The sequence below is a fragment of the Nocardia brasiliensis genome, assembly GCF_042691675.1.
GTDB classification, from domain to species: domain Bacteria; phylum Actinomycetota; class Actinomycetes; order Mycobacteriales; family Mycobacteriaceae; genus Nocardia; species Nocardia brasiliensis_D.
Genome location: NZ_CP170507.1, coordinates 2,232,959 through 2,252,360 on the forward strand (window position 1 = coordinate 2,232,959; position 19,402 = coordinate 2,252,360).

Annotated in this window: 21 protein-coding genes; 18 read left to right on the forward strand and 3 right to left on the reverse strand. The window is 67.3% G+C overall.

The features are described from left to right. Positions 1 to 6 precede the first annotated feature (6 nt). Positions 7 to 1,158 carry a molecular chaperone DnaJ gene (gene dnaJ, locus ACFK0J_RS10375; protein WP_378738825.1) on the forward strand — a complete coding sequence of 384 codons (1,152 nt, stop codon included), beginning with the start codon at positions 7 to 9 and terminating at the stop codon, positions 1,156 to 1,158. Beyond that, the gene (locus ACFK0J_RS10380) at positions 1,159 to 1,899 is read left to right on the forward strand and encodes a 16S rRNA (uracil(1498)-N(3))-methyltransferase (protein ID WP_378738827.1); all 741 of its coding nucleotides are present in this window, start codon (positions 1,159 to 1,161) and stop codon (positions 1,897 to 1,899) included. 441 nt (positions 1,900 to 2,340) lie between these two features. Here ACFK0J_RS10380 and ACFK0J_RS10385 read toward each other — a convergent pair whose 3' ends face one another. After that, positions 2,341 to 3,582, reverse strand: a complete 1,242-nt coding sequence (locus ACFK0J_RS10385) for an MFS transporter (RefSeq protein WP_378738829.1) — start codon at positions 3,580 to 3,582, stop codon at positions 2,341 to 2,343. Positions 3,583 to 3,826: 244 nt separating this feature from the next. Here ACFK0J_RS10385 and ACFK0J_RS10390 point away from each other — a divergent pair, with 244 nt between their 5' ends. The 7 genes from ACFK0J_RS10390 (at position 3,827) to mtnC (ending at position 9,954) form a co-directional block, all read left to right on the forward strand. Next, positions 3,827 to 4,729 carry a LysR family transcriptional regulator gene (locus ACFK0J_RS10390; protein WP_378738831.1) on the forward strand — a complete coding sequence of 301 codons (903 nt, stop codon included), beginning with the start codon at positions 3,827 to 3,829 and terminating at the stop codon, positions 4,727 to 4,729. A gap of 160 nt (positions 4,730 to 4,889) precedes the next feature. After that, positions 4,890 to 5,951, forward strand: coding sequence for a PhoH family protein (locus ACFK0J_RS10395; protein WP_378742743.1), 1,062 nt, complete (start codon positions 4,890 to 4,892; stop codon positions 5,949 to 5,951). A gap of 84 nt (positions 5,952 to 6,035) precedes the next feature. Next, on the forward strand, positions 6,036 to 6,590 hold the full coding sequence (ybeY, locus tag ACFK0J_RS10400) for an rRNA maturation RNase YbeY (protein ID WP_218475424.1): 555 nt from the start codon (positions 6,036 to 6,038) through the stop codon (positions 6,588 to 6,590). After that, positions 6,587 to 7,945, forward strand: a complete 1,359-nt coding sequence (locus tag ACFK0J_RS10405) for a hemolysin family protein (RefSeq protein ID WP_378738833.1) — start codon at positions 6,587 to 6,589, stop codon at positions 7,943 to 7,945. The genes ybeY and ACFK0J_RS10405 overlap by 4 nt, the downstream gene beginning before the upstream one ends. Then, a complete protein-coding gene (locus ACFK0J_RS10410; protein WP_378738835.1) occupies positions 7,942 to 8,322 on the forward strand; it encodes a cytidine deaminase in 381 nt (126 codons plus the stop codon). Before ACFK0J_RS10405 ends, ACFK0J_RS10410 begins: the two co-directional genes overlap by 4 nt. Continuing rightward, on the forward strand, positions 8,315 to 9,220 hold the full coding sequence (gene era / locus ACFK0J_RS10415; RefSeq protein ID WP_218475429.1) for a GTPase Era: 906 nt from the start codon (positions 8,315 to 8,317) through the stop codon (positions 9,218 to 9,220). The genes ACFK0J_RS10410 and era overlap by 8 nt, the downstream gene beginning before the upstream one ends. A 50-nt stretch (positions 9,221 to 9,270) precedes the next feature. Then, on the forward strand, positions 9,271 to 9,954 hold the full coding sequence (gene mtnC / locus ACFK0J_RS10420; RefSeq protein WP_378738837.1) for an acireductone synthase: 684 nt from the start codon (positions 9,271 to 9,273) through the stop codon (positions 9,952 to 9,954). Here the strand turns inward: mtnC and ACFK0J_RS10425 are convergent. Further along, the gene (locus ACFK0J_RS10425) at positions 9,929 to 11,374 is read right to left on the reverse strand and encodes an amidase (protein ID WP_378738839.1); all 1,446 of its coding nucleotides are present in this window, start codon (positions 11,372 to 11,374) and stop codon (positions 9,929 to 9,931) included. The two genes, mtnC and ACFK0J_RS10425, sit on opposite strands and share 26 nt — an antisense overlap. 491 nt (positions 11,375 to 11,865) lie before the next feature. On the opposite strand from ACFK0J_RS10425, the gene ACFK0J_RS10430 reads away from it, so the two are divergent. The 4 genes from ACFK0J_RS10430 (at position 11,866) to ACFK0J_RS10445 (ending at position 14,801) form a co-directional block, all read left to right on the forward strand. Further along, positions 11,866 to 12,471: a DNA-binding response regulator gene (locus tag ACFK0J_RS10430; RefSeq protein ID WP_378738841.1), complete on the forward strand. Its 606-nt coding sequence runs from the start codon at positions 11,866 to 11,868 to the stop codon at positions 12,469 to 12,471. Positions 12,472 to 12,716: 245 nt separating this feature from the next. Next, the gene (rpmB, locus tag ACFK0J_RS10435; RefSeq protein WP_378738843.1) at positions 12,717 to 12,941 is read left to right on the forward strand and encodes a 50S ribosomal protein L28; all 225 of its coding nucleotides are present in this window, start codon (positions 12,717 to 12,719) and stop codon (positions 12,939 to 12,941) included. A 407-nt stretch (positions 12,942 to 13,348) separates the two neighbouring features. Then, positions 13,349 to 14,215: an alpha/beta fold hydrolase gene (locus ACFK0J_RS10440; protein WP_378738845.1), complete on the forward strand. Its 867-nt coding sequence runs from the start codon at positions 13,349 to 13,351 to the stop codon at positions 14,213 to 14,215. Then, positions 14,202 to 14,801, forward strand: a complete 600-nt coding sequence (locus ACFK0J_RS10445; RefSeq protein WP_378738847.1) for a TetR/AcrR family transcriptional regulator — start codon at positions 14,202 to 14,204, stop codon at positions 14,799 to 14,801. Before ACFK0J_RS10440 ends, ACFK0J_RS10445 begins: the two co-directional genes overlap by 14 nt. A gap of 3 nt (positions 14,802 to 14,804) precedes the next feature. On the opposite strand, the gene ACFK0J_RS10450 is transcribed toward ACFK0J_RS10445, so the two are convergent. Continuing rightward, complete coding sequence (locus ACFK0J_RS10450; RefSeq protein ID WP_218475442.1) at positions 14,805 to 15,185, reverse strand: DUF1870 family protein; 381 nt, start codon at positions 15,183 to 15,185, stop codon at positions 14,805 to 14,807. Positions 15,186 to 15,326: 141 nt separating this feature from the next. Here ACFK0J_RS10450 and recO point away from each other — a divergent pair, with 141 nt between their 5' ends. The 5 genes from recO (at position 15,327) to ACFK0J_RS10475 (ending at position 19,370) form a co-directional block, all read left to right on the forward strand. After that, positions 15,327 to 16,079, forward strand: a complete 753-nt coding sequence (gene recO, locus ACFK0J_RS10455; RefSeq protein WP_378738849.1) for a DNA repair protein RecO — start codon at positions 15,327 to 15,329, stop codon at positions 16,077 to 16,079. Positions 16,080 to 16,139: 60 nt separating this feature from the next. Next, positions 16,140 to 16,961 carry an isoprenyl transferase gene (locus ACFK0J_RS10460; protein WP_378738851.1) on the forward strand — a complete coding sequence of 274 codons (822 nt, stop codon included), beginning with the start codon at positions 16,140 to 16,142 and terminating at the stop codon, positions 16,959 to 16,961. Continuing rightward, on the forward strand, positions 16,958 to 17,386 hold the full coding sequence (locus tag ACFK0J_RS10465) for a YbjN domain-containing protein (protein WP_218475447.1): 429 nt from the start codon (positions 16,958 to 16,960) through the stop codon (positions 17,384 to 17,386). The genes ACFK0J_RS10460 and ACFK0J_RS10465 overlap by 4 nt, the downstream gene beginning before the upstream one ends. 183 nt (positions 17,387 to 17,569) lie before the next feature. Then, complete coding sequence (locus ACFK0J_RS10470; RefSeq protein WP_378738853.1) at positions 17,570 to 18,751, forward strand: sensor histidine kinase; 1,182 nt, start codon at positions 17,570 to 17,572, stop codon at positions 18,749 to 18,751. 13 nt (positions 18,752 to 18,764) lie between these two features. Next, on the forward strand, positions 18,765 to 19,370 hold the full coding sequence (locus tag ACFK0J_RS10475; RefSeq protein ID WP_378742745.1) for a response regulator: 606 nt from the start codon (positions 18,765 to 18,767) through the stop codon (positions 19,368 to 19,370). Positions 19,371 to 19,402 lie beyond the last annotated feature (32 nt).

The following is a 19,402-nucleotide window of genomic DNA, read 5'->3' on the forward strand; positions in this document are numbered from 1 at the left end:
ACTCAAGTGGCACGGGACTACTACGGACTGCTCGGCGTCGCGAAGAACGCGACCGACCAGGAGATCAAGCGCGCCTATCGCAAGTTGGCGCGGGAACTCCACCCCGACGTCAACCCGGACGAGACGGCGCAGGCCAGGTTCAGGGAAGTGTCCGCCGCCTACGAGGTGCTGTCGGATCCGGAGAAGCGGCGCATCGTCGACATGGGCGGTGACCCGCTGGAGTCCGGCGGCGGCGGACCCGGCTTCTCGGGCGCCGGTTTCGGCGGACTCGGGGACGTGTTCGAGGCGTTCTTCGGCGGCATGAGTTCGTCGGGCGGCACCCGCAAGCCGCGTGGACGGGTGCAGCCCGGCGCGGATTCGCTGCTGCGGACCCGGCTCAGCCTGGCTGAATGCGCGGTCGGTGTGACCAAGCATCTGACCGTGGACACCGCGATCCTCTGCGACGTCTGCACCGGCGCTGGCACCAACGGCAAATCCAAGCCGGTGCGCTGCGAAACCTGCGGTGGCGCAGGCGAAGTGCAGTCGGTGCAGCGGTCGTTCCTCGGCCAGGTGCTGACTTCGCGCCCCTGCCCGACCTGCCGCGGCGCGGGCGAGACCATCCCCGACCCCTGCCACAAGTGTGGCGGCGACGGACGGGTGCGGGCGCGCCGCGAGATCGCCGCGCCGATCCCGGCCGGTGTGGCGAACGGCATGCGGGTGCGGCTGGCCGCACAGGGCGAGGTCGGTCCCGGTGGCGGGCATGCCGGTGACCTGTATGTGGAGATCGTCGAGCAGCCGCACGACGTGTTCGTCCGCGACGGCGACGATCTGCATTGCACCATCCGCGTCCCGATGGTCGACGCCGCGCTGGGCACCACCGTGGTGATCGACACCATCCTGGACGGCCCGACCGAACTGACCATCCCGCCGGGCACCCAGCCGGGCGAGGTGTCGGTATTGCGTGGCCATGGCATGCCGCGGCTGCGGTCCGGCGCGCGCGGCGACCTGCTCGCGCACCTCGACATCGTGATCCCCAGCAAGCTGGATGGCAAGCAGACCGACCTGCTGCGCAAGTACAAGGGCATGCGCCCGAGTGAGCGCGCCGAGGTCATGTCGACGCAGTCCGAGCACAACAGCGGCCTGTTCGCCAGGCTGCGGGCCTCGTTCAGCGGGCGCTAGTTGGCCGCGACGGTCTTCTACCTCGACGAGGTGCCCGAACCGGGTGCCATCGCCGTGCTCGACGGCCCGGAGGGCAGGCACGCCGCCACGGTGCGCCGGATCCGGGTCGGCGAGCCGATTACCTTGTCGGACGGGCGCGGTGTGCTCGCCGAATCGGAAGTCGTTGCGGCGCAACGTGACCGGCTGGATCTACGGGTGCTGAATCGCACTGTGGCGCAACCGGTTCCGCCACGAGTGACGGTTGTTCAGGCGCTTCCGAAATCGGACCGCTCCGAGCTGGCCGTCGAGCTGATGACCGAGGCGGGCGCCGACGCGATCATTCCGTGGCAAGCCGCCCGCTGCATCGCGAACTGGGAAGGCAAGGCGGGCAAGGCCGTTGACAAATGGCGTGCCGCCGCCCGCACCGCCGCCCGGCAATCCCGTCGGGCCTACATCCCCGAAGTCGCGGATCTGCACCGCACCCGCGACCTGGTCGAACTGATTCGAAAGGCGAAGGCGGACGGCGCGATCGTCGCGGCACTGCACGAATCCGGAACCGGACGCTTCACCGAGCTTCCGTTCAGTGGCGCACCCGAGGTCGTACTGATCGTCGGTCCCGAAGGCGGCCTCGACGACTCCGAACTCACTGGCCTCGCCGAAGCGGGCGCCGACATTGTCCTGCTGGGCCCGACCGTCCTGCGCACCTCGACAGCCGCCGCCGTCGCGTTGGGCGCCCTCGGCGCTTTGACCTTCCGCTGGTAGTAACCACGTAAGGCCGCATCCACGTACGGCTCGCATCCACGTACGGCTCGCATCCACGTACGGCTCGCATCCACGTACGGCCCGCATCCATGTACGGCCCGCATCCATGTACGGCCCGCATCCATGTACGGCCCGCATCCATGTACGGCCCGCAACCACGTACGGCCCGCATCCACCTACGCCCGCAACCATGTACGGCCCGCATCCACGTACGCCCGCAACCATGTACGGCCCGCATCCACCTACGCCCGCAACCATGTACGGCCGCAAGAACCCACGGCCCCGCCTGCCAGCCTTGGGTACCCTCCCGCACTCCCGCCCTCCCACGGCACCGGACTCGAACCCCGACCGTCAGAGCCGGACCTCGTCCTACAGACCCTCCATACCCTTAACAGAGCCTCTAACCCTTATGAGCAGACAAGAGCCTCTGTGCGACCGGCATCAGGCAGGCGAGCCGACGTCGGCAACCTGCGCGAGGCCGGTGTACCGCGAGTGAAGCATCAAGGCGCACACGAGGATTGCGGCGATGAGCAGGAGGACGGCCACACAGAGGGTCAGGCCGGTCCAGCCGTAATGCGTATAAGCGATACCTCCACCGCCGCCGATTACGGCGCTGCCGAGGTAGAAGGCGAACAAATACAGTGACGATGCGGCCCCGCGGTTTCCGTTCGCCATGGCGCCCACCCACGCGCTCGCCACGGTGTGGGAACCGAAAAACCCTGCGGTGCATAAAGCTATCCCGAGGACGAGAGTCACGAGATTGTCGGGGATCGTCAGGATCAACCCGAGACCCATGGTCGCTACGGCGGCGGCGAGGATACGGTGGCGGCCGAGGCGGTCGGCGAGTCGGCCCGTGGCTGCCGAAGCCGCTGTACCGGCGAGGTAAAGAACAAACACCGAACCGGCTACGGCGGCGGGCAATTCGAACGGCGCCTGGGTCAGCCGGTAGCCGAGGAAGTTGTAGAGGGAGACGAAGCCGCCGACCAGCACGAAGGCCAACGCGAACAGGCAGAGCAGCCCGCGGTGGCGAAGCTGGGCGGCGAGATCGCTGAGTACCGTGCGGATTCCGGCGGGCCTTGCGTCGAATCCACGCGAGGGTGGCAACCCGCGGACGAACCACACGGTGCACACGGCCGCCGCGACCGAGATGGTGGCCTCAGCCCAACGCCACGAGGCCAAGCCAAGCGTGAACGCCGGAATCACGCGCCCAGCCAGTCCACCGATCGTGGTGCCCGCGACGTAGACGCCCATCGCCGCACCCAGGCCATCGGCGCCGATCTCCTCGGCCAGATAGGCCATCGCCACCGCGGGCACCCCGGCCAAGGTGAGTCCTTGCAGCGCCCGACCGGTCAACAGCACCTCCAGCGACGGACTCAACGGCAGCAGCAACCCGATCATCGCCGAACTCATCGCCGAAGCCGTCATCACCCGAGTACGCCCGATCCGCGAGGACAGCGCACTCACCGGAATGATCGCCAGCGCCAGAAACCCGGTGGTCAGCGAAACCGCAAGCGCCGCATGAGCGGGCGCCGCGCCGAACGCGACCGACAGGCTCGGCAGCAAAGCTTGCACGCTGTACATGGTCGCGAAGGTGGCCAACCCCGCCGCGAACAGCGCGGTAGTGATCCGGCGTTCATGCGACGCACCGCTTCCCGCACGAGCCCGGGCCTTCATCGTGGACATGGCACCTCCCGAACTCAGAATCACCAGCCACCGTTCAGAAGGGAAATGAATAATAATGGCCAAGTTCATGCACTGAACGCATATAGAAAGGCCAACCGTGGGCCCCGCAGTCCGGAAGTGGTCCACGCCACTCGCCCCACAGAGCTTCCGCACGCTCCACAGCCCATGTAGTCGCTGTGGGGCGCATCGAAACTCTGTGAACCGAGCCAGGCGGTCAGCGAACGAGCGCACAGAGAGGCAACCCGTGCTGGGCGAAGACTTGGAATGGTTCACCACACTCGCCGAACTGGAACGGGTCGGCGCGGCTGCCGAGCGCCTGCACCTCGCCCAACCGACTCTGTCGCGGATGCTGGGCAGATTGGAGCGCAGGCTCGGCGCCGAATTGTTCGACCGGCGCGGAAAACGCATCACCCTCAACGAGTTCGGCCGCATCTACTACGAGCACGCCCGCCGCGCGCAGGCCGAACTCGACGCAGCGAGCCAGGCCATCGCCGACCTCACCAGCCCGACCAAAGGCGTTGTCCGCCTGTCTTTCCTGCATTCCTTCGGTGGCTGGCTGGTCCCGCAACTCGTCGGCGGCTTCCGGCGCGGTTCCGCCCGAATCACCTTCGCGTTGCGCCAGGGACCCGCCGAAATGGTGGCCACCGATGTGCTCGACGGAATATCTGATCTCGGTATCGTCTCGCCGCGCCCGGCGGTGCACGGCATCGGCTGGCGCGGCCTGCTGAATCAGCGGCTCGCGCTCGCCGTTCCGGCCGATCACCGGCTCGCGGGCCGCAGGCAGGCGCGCCTCGCCGAGGTCGCCGACGCGGACTTCATCGTCATGCATCCCGGCTTCGGCATGCGCCGCATCGTCGACGAATTATGCGCCGCCGCCGACATCCGACCGCGGATCGCCTTCGAGGCCAGCGACCTGATCACCGTAGCGGGCCTGGTCGCGGCCGGTCTCGGCGTGGCAGTGCTGCCAGAGGAGGATCTGGGCCCGACCCCTCTGCTCTCCGGGCCCGTGCTGATCCCGCTGACGGACGCGGGCGCGACCCGGGAAGTCGGCCTGGTCTGGTCGGCCACGGCACCCGCCTCGGCCGCGGCGCGACGCTTTCGTGATTTCACCGAGGATTGGGCGCAGCGGCGCCGGGGAATCCAATGATCAGCCCGGTCCCTCCGTTAGCGGCTTATTCACTGGGCGGTGTCGGTGGGGCGCGTTAAACTTTCATCAACACAGCAGCACGTCGAGACCGGAAAGCAGGCTGTAGCCACTTTTGAGAACTCAAGGCGAGATCGGCGACCCGACCACCTCTGCGACGGGCATCGGTGCCGACGACACTAACTCGGGTCCCGCAGCACGTACCGTGCGTTCCAGTATCGAACTCTCTCCCGAATCCGTGTTCCCGTTCCTCGGTTCAGCCGACCAGAACCTGCGTGAACTCGAACAGCTGCTCGACGCCGACATCCACGTCCGCGGCAATTCCGTCACTCTCACCGGCAAGGCGGCCGACGTCGCGCTGGCCGAGCGAGTGATCGAACAGCTCGTCGCGCTCACCAGCCGGAACCGCGTGGTGACCCCGGAGGCGGTGCGGCACACCGTTTCGATGCTCACCGAGGGCTCCTCCGAGTCCCCGGCCGAGGTGCTCAGCCTGGACATCCTGTCCCGGCGCGGCAAGACCGTCCGGCCCAAGACACTGAACCAGAAGCGCTACGTCGACGCGATCGACGCCAACACCATCGTGTTCGGCATCGGCCCGGCCGGTACCGGCAAGACGTATCTGGCGATGGCCAAGGCCGTGCAGGCATTGCAGACCAAGCAGGTCAACCGGATCATCCTCACCCGTCCCGCGGTGGAGGCGGGGGAGCGGCTCGGCTTCCTGCCCGGCACGCTCAACGAGAAGATCGACCCGTACCTGCGCCCGCTCTACGACGCACTGCACGACATGATGGATCCCGAAGCCATCCCGAAGTTGATGGCGGCCGGAGTCATCGAGGTCGCGCCGCTGGCCTACATGCGTGGTCGCACCCTCAACGACTCGTTCATCGTGCTCGACGAGGCGCAGAACACCACGGCCGAGCAGATGAAGATGTTCCTCACCCGGCTCGGGTTCGGTTCGAAGATCGTGGTGACCGGTGACGTCAGCCAGGTCGACCTGCCCACCGGCGCGCGGTCGGGGCTGCGCGCGGCGAGCGAGATCCTCACCGACATCGAGGACATCCACTTCTCGTACCTCACCAGCAGCGACGTGGTCCGGCACCGGCTGGTCGCCGACATCGTCGACGCCTACGACCGGGCCGAATCCGATACCCGACCGCAGGTCGGACCCCACTATCCGGGTAACCGGGCGCAGCGTCGGGCCGCGAGCCGCGGCGATCGGCGCTGAGCTCCGGCTCCGGACCGTTTGGTCGACCTCCGGCGACGCCGGGTGTCGACCTGTCGGGCACAGGCCGTGACATAGGCTGACCGGGTGAGTATCGAGATCGCCAACGAGTCGGGTATCGACGTGCCCGAAGAAGATCTGGTCAGTGTCGCGCGCTTCGTGATCACCCGGATGGATGTGCACCCCGCCGCGGAACTGTCGATGGTGCTCGTCGATCTCGACACCATGGCCGACCTGCACATGCGCTGGATGGACCTACCCGGCCCGACCGACGTCATGTCGTTCCCGATGGACGAACTCGAGCCGGGCGGGCGCCCCGACAGCCCCGAGCCCGGCCCGTCCATGCTCGGCGACATCGTGCTGTGCCCCGAGTTCGCCGCCGCCCAGGCCCGCAAGGCCGGTCACTCACTCGATCACGAACTCGCGCTGCTCACCGTGCATGGCGTCCTCCACTTGCTCGGCTACGACCACGCCGAGCCGGAGGAGGAGAAGGAAATGTTCGCGCTGCAGGCCCGACTGCTCGAAGAGTGGTACGAGAGCCTGCGCGAAGCCCAGCGGCGCGCTGAACTCGCCGCCCGAGACGCCAGGTTGCTGGGGAAGGCGGGCTTCACCACACCGGGTGACGCATTAGGACCCGCGTGAGTTCGTTGACCCTCATCCTGCTTGCCGTCCTGCTCATCCCGGTGGGCGGAATGTTCGCAGGCGTGGATTCGGCATTGAACACGATTTCCCCGGCCCGGGTGGACGACCTGGTTCGCGCCGACCGTCCCGGCGCGGTGCGACTGAGCCGGATCGTCGCCGACCGCGCCCGCTACGTGAATCTCATGGTGCTGCTGCGCATTCTGTGCGAAATCGGCGCCACCGTACTGCTCGCCGCGGCGCTGATCTCCGTCTGGCGGGACAACTGGGCGCTGCTGGTCACCGCCATCGTCATGGTGCTGGTCTCGTACGTCGTGATCGGGGTCGGTCCCCGCACCTTGGGGCGGCAGCACGCCTATTCGATCGCATTGGCCGCCGCGCTGCCGTTGCAGTTCATCGGCGCGCTGCTCGGCCCGCTCAGCAGGCTGCTCATCCTGCTCGGTAACGCGATCACCCCGGGTAAGGGTTTTCGCAACGGCCCGTTCGCGTCCGAGATCGAGCTGCGCGAGGTGGTCGAGATGGCCGGCGAGCGCGGTGTGGTGGCCGATGACGAACGCCGAATGATCCAGTCGGTCTTCGAATTAGGCGAAACGGCCGCACGCGCGGTAATGGTGCCGCGCACCGAGATGGTCTGGATCGAAGCGGATAAGACGGTGGCACAGGCGATGTCGCTCGCGGTGCGGTCCGGGCACTCGCGGATTCCGGTGGTCGGTGAGAACGTCGACGACATTCTCGGCGTGGTGTATCTGAAAGACCTTGTGCCCTATGCGGAACGGAGTCGCAAGGTGCTGGTGCGCGAGGTGATGCGTCCCGCCGTGTTCATGCCCGACTCCAAACCGCTGGACAGCCTGCTCGACGAGATGCAACGCAGGCGCAACCACATGGCGCTGCTGGTCGACGAATACGGCGGCATCGCCGGGCTGGTGACGATCGAAGACGTGCTCGAAGAGATCGTCGGCGAGATCGCCGACGAATACGACACCGACGAGACGCCGCCCATCGAAGACCTCGGCGACGGCCGCTACCGCGTGTCGGCGCGCTTGCCGATCGAGGACCTCGGCGATCTGTACGGCCTCGACATCGAGGAAGAGGATGTCGACACCGTCGGCGGGCTGATGGCGCACGAGCTCGGCCGAGTGCCGCTGCCGGGATCGAAGGTCGTGGTGCACGGGCTGGTGCTGCGTGGCGAAGGCGGTGCCGACGCTCGGGGGCGGGTACGGGTGCACACCGTGGTGGTGCGCAGGGCGACGGAAAAGGCGCAGGACACCGACGGCGAGAAGTCGAACGGCAAGCGCAAAGGCAATGGATCGGATCGGGAGACCCCGGCCGGTCGACACGAGGACGGAGAGACCGAATGACCGAATTGGATCCCGAGGACAACAAACTGCTGGTGCTGGCGCGCGGCGCGATGGGCCGCGCCGGTGGCGCGAGCGGCGCCGCGATCCGCGACACCGACGGGCGCACCTACGCGGCGGGCGAGGTGAGCTTGACCGCGCTGCGCTTGACCGCGCTGCAGGCGGCGGTCGCTGCCGCGATCTCCAGTGGCGCAGAGGGATTCGAGGCGGCTGTGGTGGTCGGCGGGCGGTTGTCCGACTACGGCGTGACGGCGGTGCGCGAGGTGTCGCCCGCAGCCAAGATCATCTTCACCGACCGGGACGGCGCGGTCTTCGAGATCGTCGACGACGCGGAGACCAATGTCGACGCGGATTCGGTCAGCGAGGTGCGCGGTGGCTGACGGCGAATTTCGTTCCGGCTTCGTCTGTTTCGTCGGCCGCCCGAACACCGGCAAATCGACGTTGACCAATGCCCTCGTCGGCCAGAAGATCGCCATCACCTCCTCCCGCCCGCAGACCACCAGGCACACCATCCGCGGCATCGTGCACCGCGAGCACGCCCAGCTCATCCTCGTCGACACCCCTGGCCTGCACCGCCCCCGCACCCTGCTCGGCCAGCGACTGAACGACCTTGTCCGCGATACGTATTCGGAAGTCGACGTGATCACCCTCTGTGTGCCCGCCGATGAGAAGATCGGACCGGGCGACAAGTGGATCGTGCAGCAGATCAAGCAGATGGCGCCGAAAACGACTCTGCTCGGCGTGGTTACCAAGATCGACAAGGTGAGCCGGGATCAGATCGCCGAACAGCTACTCGCGCTGTCCCGGCTGCTCGGGCCGGACGCCGACGTGGTGCCGGTGTCGGCGGTCAAAGGCGAGCAGATCGAGGTTCTCGTCGACGTCATCGCCTCGAAAATGCCGGAGGGACCTGCCTTCTACCCCGACGGTGAGCTCACCGACGAGCCGGAGGAAACCCTCATGGCCGAGCTCATCCGCGAAGCGGCGCTCGAGGGCGTCCGCGACGAACTCCCGCACTCGCTGGCCGTGGTGATCGAGGAGATCCTGCCCTACCAGGAACGCGAGGACATGCTCGACGTCCACGCCATCCTCTACGTCGAACGCCCCAGCCAGAAGTCGATCATCATCGGCAAAGGCGGTGCCCGCCTCAAAGAGGTAGGCACCAATGCCCGCCACCAGATCGAACACATCCTCGGGACCCGCATCTACCTCAACCTGCACGTCAAGGTGGCGAAGGACTGGCAGCGGGACCCGAAACAGCTGGGCAAGCTGGGGTTCTAGAACACGCACCCGAATGCCCTCGGCAGGTCGACCCATGATGAGCTAGCCGGATGACTGAAGCTGTTCTCCTCGACATCGAGGGAGCTGTGAGTCCTGTTGCCGCCATAAGGACCTCGCTGGTGCCCTATGCCCGTCCGCGGATCGCGGAGTGGGTGCGCACATCGGAGCCGGAGATCGGGCTCCTCATCGATGCGGTGCGGCTCGCGATGGGGGACGTGGGTGCTGACCTGGATGCGGTGACCGAGCGGCTGCATCAGTGGAGTGATCTCGGGATCAGGGCCGAGCCGTTGGGGGCGTTGCAAGGGTTGATCTGGTTGGACGGGTTCGCGTCCGGTGCGTTGTCGGCGCGGTTCTACCCGGACGTGCCTCCGGTGCTGGAGGCGTGGCATCGTTCGGGTGTACCTGTTTACGTGTACTGCGCCGAATCAGAACTGGTGCAACAGCTCTGGTTCGCGCACTCCGCGTTCGGCGATCTGGCCCATTCGATCAGCGGCTATTTCGACAGCGCGTCGGAGGGAGCGGTCGACGATCCGGTGTCGTACCGGATGATCGCGAAGGTGATCGGGGTGTCGCCGGAACGGATCACCTTCGTCTCCGCCGCCATCGAGAAGTTGGACGCCGCTGCCGCCGCCGGGCTGCGGACCGTGGGAATGTCTCGCCCGGACGACGGCTCACCGGATGTCGGCGCGCACCCGCGAATCACGCGATTCAGCGAGATAACCACCACGGGTTAGGGCGTTCGCGCTCCCAGTGCAGCTCCGATTCCAGTTGCGCCGCAACCGAAACGAGCATCGGTTCGGTGGCCTCGGTGCCCATCAGCTGCGCGCCGACCGGCAGGCCCGCCTCGGTGAAACCGGCCGGGACGTTCACGCTCGGCCAGCCGAGCACGTTCCACGGCCAGGTGTAGGGGCAGGCAGCGGTGATCAGGTTGTTGGTGGCGTGCACGCCGATGCCGTCGATATCCGCGGCGCGCGGCGGCGGTGTCGCGGTGGTCGGCGCGAGCACCACGTCGTAGTCGCGGAAGAAGTTCCCGATGCGCTTGTGCAGCAAGGGTTCCGCCCGCCGGGCGGCGAACAGTGCCGGGCCGTCGAGCAGGGTCCCGAACCGCGTGTTGGCGATGGTGCGCGGATCCACTTGGGCGTCAGGGAAATTCCGATACGCCGCGCGAATGCCCGCCAAGGACCGGGGCAGAAACGACGCGCCGATGAGCAGGCCGTAGTGCAAATCGGCGACGGTCACCGTGTGGCCCAGCTTGCGCAGGGTGTCGCCGACGTGCCGGACCGCGGCGGCGACCTCGGGGTCCAGCGCGGTCCTGGTCGCCGTGAACGGTGTGCGCAGCGACAGGGCGATCCGCAGCCTGCCGGGATCACGGCCGACCGCATCAGTGGCGGAAATCGGTGCGGGAGTGTGCAAATCACCGGGATGCGGCCCGGCGGCCAGATCGAGCAGCAGGGCGGCGTCGGCGACGGTGCGGGCCAGTGGCCCGTTGACGGTGAGCCCGTAGAACGCCTCGGCGTGTGGCCAAGTGGAGATCCGGCCGCGCTGCGGTTTGATGCCGACCAGATTGGTCCACGCGGCCGGGATCCGGACCGAGCCCGCGCCGTCGGAACCCAGTGCGGCGGGCACCAATCCGGCCGCGACCGCCGCCGCCGAGCCGCCGGAGGAGCCACCGGGTGTGCGATCGGCGGCCCACGGATTGCGGGTGTGCCCGAAGGACGCCGCGCTGGTGAACGGCAATTGGCCGAGCTCACACGTGTTGGTTTTGCCGACGATCACCGCGCCCGCCGCGCGCAACCGCCGAACCGATTCGGCATCTTCGGTTTTCGGCGCGAAATCACCGCCGCAGCCGAATGCCGTTGGCTCACCGGCGATATCGGTGTCGTCCTTCACCGCGATCGGCACGCCGAGCAGCGGCAGCCGGTCACCCGCCGCGAGGCGCCGATCGGCGTCGGCCGCCTCGGCGAGTGCCCGGTCGCGGCGTACCAGCCGGAACGCGTTGAGCGTCGGCTGGGTGGCCTCGATCCGGTCGAGAGCAGCGCCGACCGCGGCGACGGAACCGATGGTGCCGCGCGCGAGTGCGGCGGCGTAATCGCTCAGTCCCAGGTCGTTCGGCGGTGCTCCGGCGGGGAGCCGCCCCTGATCGGCGGTAGTCATGTGAGCTCCCTCTCTCGTCGTGCTTCGGAAAACCGTAACCCGCAACTGGACAACCGACTAGTACCGGCGGATCGATGATCTTTCCGCCGGTCGAAAAAATAGGTTGGCGGGAATTGCCGTCGCCCCTAGGGTGGTGGCGATCGCGGGGCGCGTACTGGCGCTTCGCTCCTGTCGAGTTCCGAGGTGATGACTTATCCCCCAGGCCGAGTAGCCGTTAGTTCCGGCACTGACTCCTGAGCCGCCGTGGCGCGCTCTGGTCATGCCCGTGGACGGCTTTCTCATGGTCTGGGCATCGTCATACCCATTTCCGCTCCTGTGCGCAGTTGGCGTACGCGCGGCCCTGGCCTGCCCGTATCCCCTCTCCAGCGAACAGGAGTCTGTCGTGTCAGCCGAACCCCTCGAGTCCCTTGGTCGCTCGAACATGAGAACTCGGGCTCGGCGTCCGGGTTGTTCAACAGCGTTGCCCCACTGGGAAGCCCAGGCGTGAACCCATGATCCGAGTGCTGATCGCCGACAACCTGCGACTGCCCCGCGAAGCGCTGGCCGCCGTTCTTTCCGGCGAGCCCGGAATGCAAGTAGTGGCGCTGGTGGCTCGGGGTAATGAGATCGTGCCGAGCGCCCTGCGGGCCCGCCCGAATGTGGCGCTGGTGGATATCAACCTTGCGGGGTTGGACGGCGTTTCCGCGGCGACACAGCTCAAATCGACCCTGCCTGGTTGTCGCATTATCATCGTGACCACGCCGAACCGGCCGGACGCGCTCAAATCCGCGCTAGCCGCGGGAGTGGATGGGCTACTGAGTAAAGGCGCGTCGATCGAAGCGTTGACCGACGCCGTGCGCAGGGTATCCCGCGGTGACCGGGTATTGGAGCCGCAGACCGTCGCGGAGGCCTTGCATGCACCCGGCAATCCGCTCAACGAACGCGATGTCGACATTCTCCAGCTGGCCGCGCAAGGGCAGACCCCCGGCGAAATCGCCGAGACGCTGCATCTGTCGCCGGGAACGATTCGCAACAATCTGGCCGCCATCAACCGGAAAGTCGGCGCCCGCAATCGCATCGAGGCGATACGCGTCGCGGCCACCCGTGGCTGGATCTGACGCAAGACTTGTTCACCAGAAATGCAATCTGCAACGAAACCGATGCATTTTGCCTTGATGTCGTGACCCTCGGATGCTCAGGCCGCCGATATTCGCTGGTAGGAAGCCCTCGAAGCGGAACCCAAGGGCGCGAACAGATTTCGCGGCTCGGCACAGTGCTGGAGAATTTCATCTCAGGTGCTGATCTCGATGGTCGGCCGACGAACAGTCTGCGGCATTAGCCCACACCGAAAAGGAGACACGAGATGTCCAGTCGATGCGATGTCTGCGGTAAGCAGCCCAGCTTCGGGAACCGTGTAGCGCGGGCCGGACTACGGGCTCAGCAACGGTATGTCAAAGGTCGGACGGGTCGCCGATTCAACCCGAACATTCAACCGGTTCGTGCCGTCAAGGATGGCACCCCCGTGCGCATGAAGGTATGCACTTCGTGTCTCAAGAAGGGCAAGGTGGAACGTCGCGCACACACGTAACCCGGTCGACAGTGCTTTTATATCTTCGGCGTCACGGTTACAAGCGAGACGAGTTCCCCTGTCACGAATGCGGATTCCCGACCGCACCCATCGACGGTCCAGACGAGTGGTACACGGTGCACGACCGCGTATGGGAACACGCCAATGCCGCAGAAAACAGCATCCTGTGCATCGGCTGCCTGGAGACTCGACTCGATCGCCGACTACTGCACACCGATTTCGTTGCCGCCCCTCTCAATGACCCGGAATACGGTCAACACAGTCAGCGTCTGGTGAGTCGTCTGCGGTCGCGTGTCGAGCACTGAAGCGAAAACGCGGGTTCGGCGCGAACGTCACTCTGGCCTCGATATAGACATACATACCGTATGTATGTAACAGTGGTTGGACCGTGACGCACTGGAGGAACCATGGGAATCAGCACGGCACTCGGCCGCACGCACGAAGTAGATCTGCCCGGCGGCCGCATCCGGTACCACGACACAGGGGAGGGGTCGCCAGTCGTCTTCGTGCACGGACTGCTCGTCAACGCGGACCTGTGGCGCAAAGTCGTCCCCGGCATCGCCGCCGCGGGCTACCGCTGTCTGACCCCGGACTGGCCGCTCGGCGCGCACGAGATCGCGGTCCCCGACGCGGATCTGACCCCGACCGGGGTGGCCGACCTCATCGCGGCCTTCCTCGACCGGCTCGACCTGACCGATGTCACCGTGGTCGCCAACGACACCGGCGGCGCGATCACCCAGGTGCTGATGACCCGCCATCCGGCCAGGATCGGGCGGGTGGTGCTCGCCGCGGTCGACAGCTACGAGGGATTCCTGCCGCGGCCGTTCGCCCTGCTCACCTGGCTGGCCAAGATCCCGGGTTCGATGCGTCCGGTCATCGAGTTGGCGCGCATCCGGGCGCTGCACTCGACACCGCTGGTGTTCGGCATGGTCGCCAAACGCCGGGTGCCGCCGGAGATCGCCGACTCCTATCTGGCGGGCCCCAAGAAGTCCGGTGCGGTTCGCAGAGATTTGCGGTTGTTCCTGAAGAACGCGCACCGCCGCTACACGCTGGAAGCCGCCTCTCGTTTCGCGTCGGTCGACGTACCGGTGCTGTTGGTGTGGGCCAGCGAGGACAAGGTCTTCCCGATGTCCTACGCCGAACGTCTGGTTCGCGACCTGCCGCACGCGACACTGAAGGTCATCGAGGACTCCTACACCTTCCTGCCGGAAGACCAGCCCGAGTTGCTCACCGAGTCGATCCTGGAGTTCACTCGGCTGCATGCCACGCCGTAGCCAGGAGGACCGCTCTCGCACCACCAGGGCCGCGCTCGAGCAGGCCGGACGGCGCCTGTTCACCGAGCGCGGCTTCGCGGCGACCTCGGCGGAGGAACTGGTCACCGAGGCCGGGGTCACCCGTGGCGCACTGCACCATCACTACGGCGACAAGCGCGGCCTGTTCCTCGCAGTCTTGGAACAGATCGAGATCGAAACCACCGACGAGGTCGAAAAGGCCATCGCCACAGTCGATCCCGACGATGTGATGGCCGGGATGGCGGTCGGCCTGGGCCTGTTCCTGGAGATCTGCCAGCGCCCGGCGATGCTGCGTATCGCCCTCACCGACGCGCCCGCCGTGCTGGGCTGGCAGGCCTGGCGCGAATTCGAGAGCCGACACGGCCTCGGCGTGATCACCGCTCAGCTGGAACGCGCTCGCGCCGCGGGTCTGATCGCCGACGCGCCCATCCAGGTACTGGCCCAGCTACTGCTCAGCGCACTGACCGAATCGGCCTTGATCGTCGCGCACGCGGACGATCCGGACAGCGCCCGCGCCGAAGCCCAGCGGTTGGTGCTGCTGCTGATCTCCGGCCTCCTCGAGAAGTAAGGATCACTCCACGAATTGCAGCTCCACCTGCGGTAACTCGACCATGACCCGAGCGCACACGGCACGATGCCAAGTGGCCGGGTAACGGGTGTCCGGCTCGTGGCGGCAGTAGTCGTCATTGGTCCGATAGGTGTGCAGGCGCGGCGAGATCTCTCCGGCGCCGATGGCGTCGACCATCGCCTCGATGACCTGCTCGGTCTCGTCGGCGATCTCGGCGAGCTCGCGTGCCACCGTGTCCGGAATCTGGAAGGCCCCCTTCTCCCAGCGTTCCACGGTGCGCTCGGCGACGGCGAAGAGCCGGGCGCACCAGGGCACCGGCAGGCCGAGCAGTTCACGAGTGGCCCGGAAACCTGCGGCGGTTCCGGTACCAAGTAGGTCGTCCAAATCCGAAAACCCCTCCCCAGCAGTGCGGTAGAGAAAAAGAATAGGTCAGTGCGCCGACCGGCATGGTGGATTCGTCCGGGAAGTCACCGGGGCAGTGCCGCGCCTGCCGAGGGCTGTCGGATGTTCGTGGGAGGATGAGGCGTGCGTTTGTATCGAGATGTGGCGGTGGTGGTACGCCAGCACAAGCTGGGCGAGGCGGACCGCATCGTCACGTTGCTGACGCGCCAGCACGGCTTGGTGCGTGCGGTGGCCAAGGGGGTACGTCGCACCAAATCGAGGTTCGGCGCCCGGCTGGAGCCGTTCGCCTATATCGATGTGCAGTTGCATCCGGGCCGCACGCTGGACGTGGTGACCCAGGTGCACACGGTGGAGGCGTTCGCCGCCGACATCATCGACGACTACGGGCGCTACACCACGGCCTGCGCGGTGCTGGAAACCGCCGAACGGCTGGCCGGTGAGGAGCGGGCGCCCGCGCCGCGGCTGCACGCGCTCACCGCGAGCGCGTTGCGCGCCATCGCCGCCAAGCAACGGCCGCACGAGCTGATCCTGGACGCATTCCTGTTGCGCGCCATGGGTTTCGCGGGCTGGGCGCCCGCGCTGGACGAATGTGCCAAGTGCGCGACACCGGGCCCGCACCGGGCTTTCCACGTCGCGGCCGGGGGCGCGGTGTGCGTGCACTGCCGCCCGCCCGGGTCGGCGACACCGGCGCCCGGCGTGCTCGACCTACTGGTCGCGTTGCTGCGCGGCGAATGGGAGTACATCGAGACGGTGCCCGACGGTGCGCGCAGGCAGGCCAGTGGTCTGGTCGCCGCGCATCTGCAATGGCATCTGGAACGGCAATTGCGCACGTTGCCGCTGATCGAGCGGTCACGTCCAGTGGGCTTCCCGGCCTGATAGCTGAGGTCTCCGGAGACCTGCACAAGGCCTCCACAACCATCAGGCAGGATAGGGGCCGTGATCCTCCGTCGAGACTCCTCCACCGCGACCAGGTCGAACGCACGGCCGGATGCGGCCCGCACCGTTCGTCCGCCTTCGCAGCACCCCTCGGGAGCTCGCCCGCCGGAGATTCCGGCCGAACTGGTGCCGAACCATGTCGCGCTGGTGATGGACGGCAACGGCCGGTGGGCGCAGGAGCGCGGACTGCCGCGCACCGCGGGACACGAGCGCGGCGAGGCGGTGCTGATGGACACCGTCGAGGGCTGCATCGAGATCGGCGTGAAGTGGCTGTCGGCCTACGCGTTCTCCACCGAGAACTGGCGGCGCAGCCCCGAGGAAGTGCGCTTCCTCATGGGCTTCAATCGCGACGTGATCCGCCGCCGCCGCGACGAGATGAACGAAATGGGCGTTCGGGTGCGCTGGGCCGGACGGCGACCTCGGTTGTGGCGCAGCGTGATCAACGAACTCGAGGTCGCCGAGGAGCTGACCAAGGACAACACGGTGATGACCCTCACCATGTGCGTCAACTATGGCGGCCGAGCCGAAATCGCCGATGCGGCAAGGGAAATCGCGCGGCGAGTCGCGGCGGGCGAGATCGACCCGGAGAGGGTCACCGAGGCGACGGTGGCGAAATACCTGGACGAGCCGGACATGCCGGATGTGGATCTGTTCCTGCGGCCGTCCGGGGAGTTCCGCAGCTCGAACTTCCTGCTCTGGCAGTCCGCCTACGCCGAATACGTCTACCAGGACACCCTGTTCCCCGATTTCGACCGGCGCAATCTGTGGGAAGCGTGCCTCCAGTACGCTTCGCGTGACCGACGCTTCGGCGGCACCAAATGAACGGCGGCACAGGCATGGAATCATCGGTGACTCCGGAACACGAACTTCAGGCGCGCGCCGGAGCCTGTCTTTCGCTGTACGACATCGATGTACGCGTCGACCCCGAGGGCTCGATCGGTTTCGAATACGAGGGCGCGCTGTGCTCGCTGCGTGCGGTGAGCCTGGCGCCCGGCCTGGACGTGCTGACCCTGACCTGTGTACTGGCCTGGGATCGGCCGATCAAACCGCAGCTGCACAAGCGGGTCGCCGAGCGGAACAACGCGCTGCAGTTCGGGTCGCTCACCGTGATCGCGCACGACAAGCTCGCCGACATCATCCTGCGCTACACCTTCCCGGCGGCCGGGCTCGACGACCAGGCACTGGCCACCATGCTGGTGCTCGTCCTCTCCGGCGCGGGCCGTGCCAGGCAGGGCCTGCTGCCCTGACATCGGCATGACATCTGTCATGGCAGACACATGACAGTCGTGTGGGTGTTTCCGGGCGCGGATGCGCGACGGTTGTCCCATGACGTCAGCCTCGAGGGGTTCGGTACCGTCGGTCCTCGTGATCGACGACGGCGCGCGTAGCTTTCCTCGCGGTCCGTCGCGCCTCGAGGGTGTCGGATGGGCGTGAGTTCTGGGCTGGCGTCGCTGCGCGCGGGCGGCGTTTCCGGCCTGATCGACCGCGCGCTCGAAGATCAGTCGATGTCGGTGAACCCCAGACGGCGCGGCTGGTTCGGCATGCTGATCGCGGTGGTGTGGCTGGCCTGGCTCGGCGCGCCGATCGTGCGGCGATGGTCACGGGGCGAGCTGGTGACCGCCGGTCTGGCAACGGCCTGCCTGGTCGCGTTCGCGGCGCTGCTCATCGGCTCCTTCCTGCTCTTCCGCCGCTCCGGCCCGCGCGCGCTCATGGTGGAGCGGCCGATCGATCGGCGGATTTGGCTCACGCTCGCGGCGCTCACCGCGCTGCATGTGGCGTTGGTGCTGCTGCTCGGAGCCGTCGCGCTGCCCACGGTGATCTATCTCGCGGTGATCGCGATCGTCAACCTTCCACTGCGGGAATCCGGGTACGTGGTCGCCGCGGTAATGGCCTCGATGCTGCTGCTTCCGGTGTTCGTGCCCGGTTGGCAGCTGGACGATATGCCGTTCTACCTGGCCTTCGTCCCGGTGGCGATCTGGGTGGCCCGGCAGCTCGGCCTGCGCGGCGAGCGGCTCGCGGAGTTGGCTCGGCGGCAACGCGCCGAACTCGACATCGTGGCGGAACGCAACCGGGTGGCCCGCGATGTGCACGACATCCTGGGCCACTCGCTGACCGTGATCACGGTGAAGACCGAGCTGGCGCAACGACTCGTCGACGTCGATCTCCAACGGGCGAAGACCGAGCTGGCCGATATCGAGCGGCTCGCACGGGAGGCACTGGCCGGGGTGCGCGATACCGTCGGCGGCCTGCGTGAGGTCTCGCTGCGTGGCGAACTGGCCAACGCGCGGACCGCGCTGAGCGCCGCGGATATCGCCGCCGACCTGCCGGCGGACGAACGGCTGCCCGATACCCCGCACAGCGAATTGTTCGGCTGGGTCCTGCGCGAGGCGATCACCAACGTGATCCGGCACAGCGCCGCCCGGCACTGCACGGTGACGGTCACCGCGTCGAGCATCGAGGTGGTCGATGACGGCCGTGGGCTCGGGGCGAGCGCCGCGTCCGGCTCGGGCCTCGCGGGTCTTCGTGCCCGGGTCACGGCCGCGGGCGGCACGTTGACGCTCGCCGTGCCCGAGGGTGGGGGAGTACGTGTTCGTGCCAATGTCCCCGAATAAGGAAGTGGGCGTGATGATCCGGCTGTTGCTCGCCGACGACCAGGCGCTGGTGCGCGGCGCGCTCGCGGCGTTGCTCGGACTGGAGTCCGACCTGGAGGTGGTCGGTGAGGTCGGTCGCGGTGACGAGGTGCTCGATGCCGTCGACCGCACGAATCCCGATGTGGTGCTACTGGATGTGGAAATGCCCGGTATGGACGGCATCGCCGTCGCCGCGCAACTGCGCGCCGCCCACCCCGAACTGCGCATCCTGATGGTGACCACCTTCGGCCGCCCCGGCTACCTGCGCCGCGCCATCGATGCGGGCGCCAGCGGTTTCGTCGTCAAGGACACCCCCGCAAGGGAATTGGCCGATGCGGTCCGCCGCGTCCAGCTGGGTCTGCGGGTGGTCGATCCCGCGCTGGCCGCCGAAACCCTCACCGCGGGCACCTCCCCGCTGACCGAACGCGAACGCGAGGTCCTGGCGGCCGCATCCGACGGCGCGACCGCGGGGGCCATCGCCAAACGGTTACACCTCTCGGAAGGCACTGTCCGCAACCATCTTTCGTCCGCCATCGGCAAGACCGGCAGCACCACCCGCGCCGAAGCCGTTCGCGCGGCCGAACGTCTCGGCTGGCTCTGAACGGCCGATTACCGACAGGCTCGCGACCATTC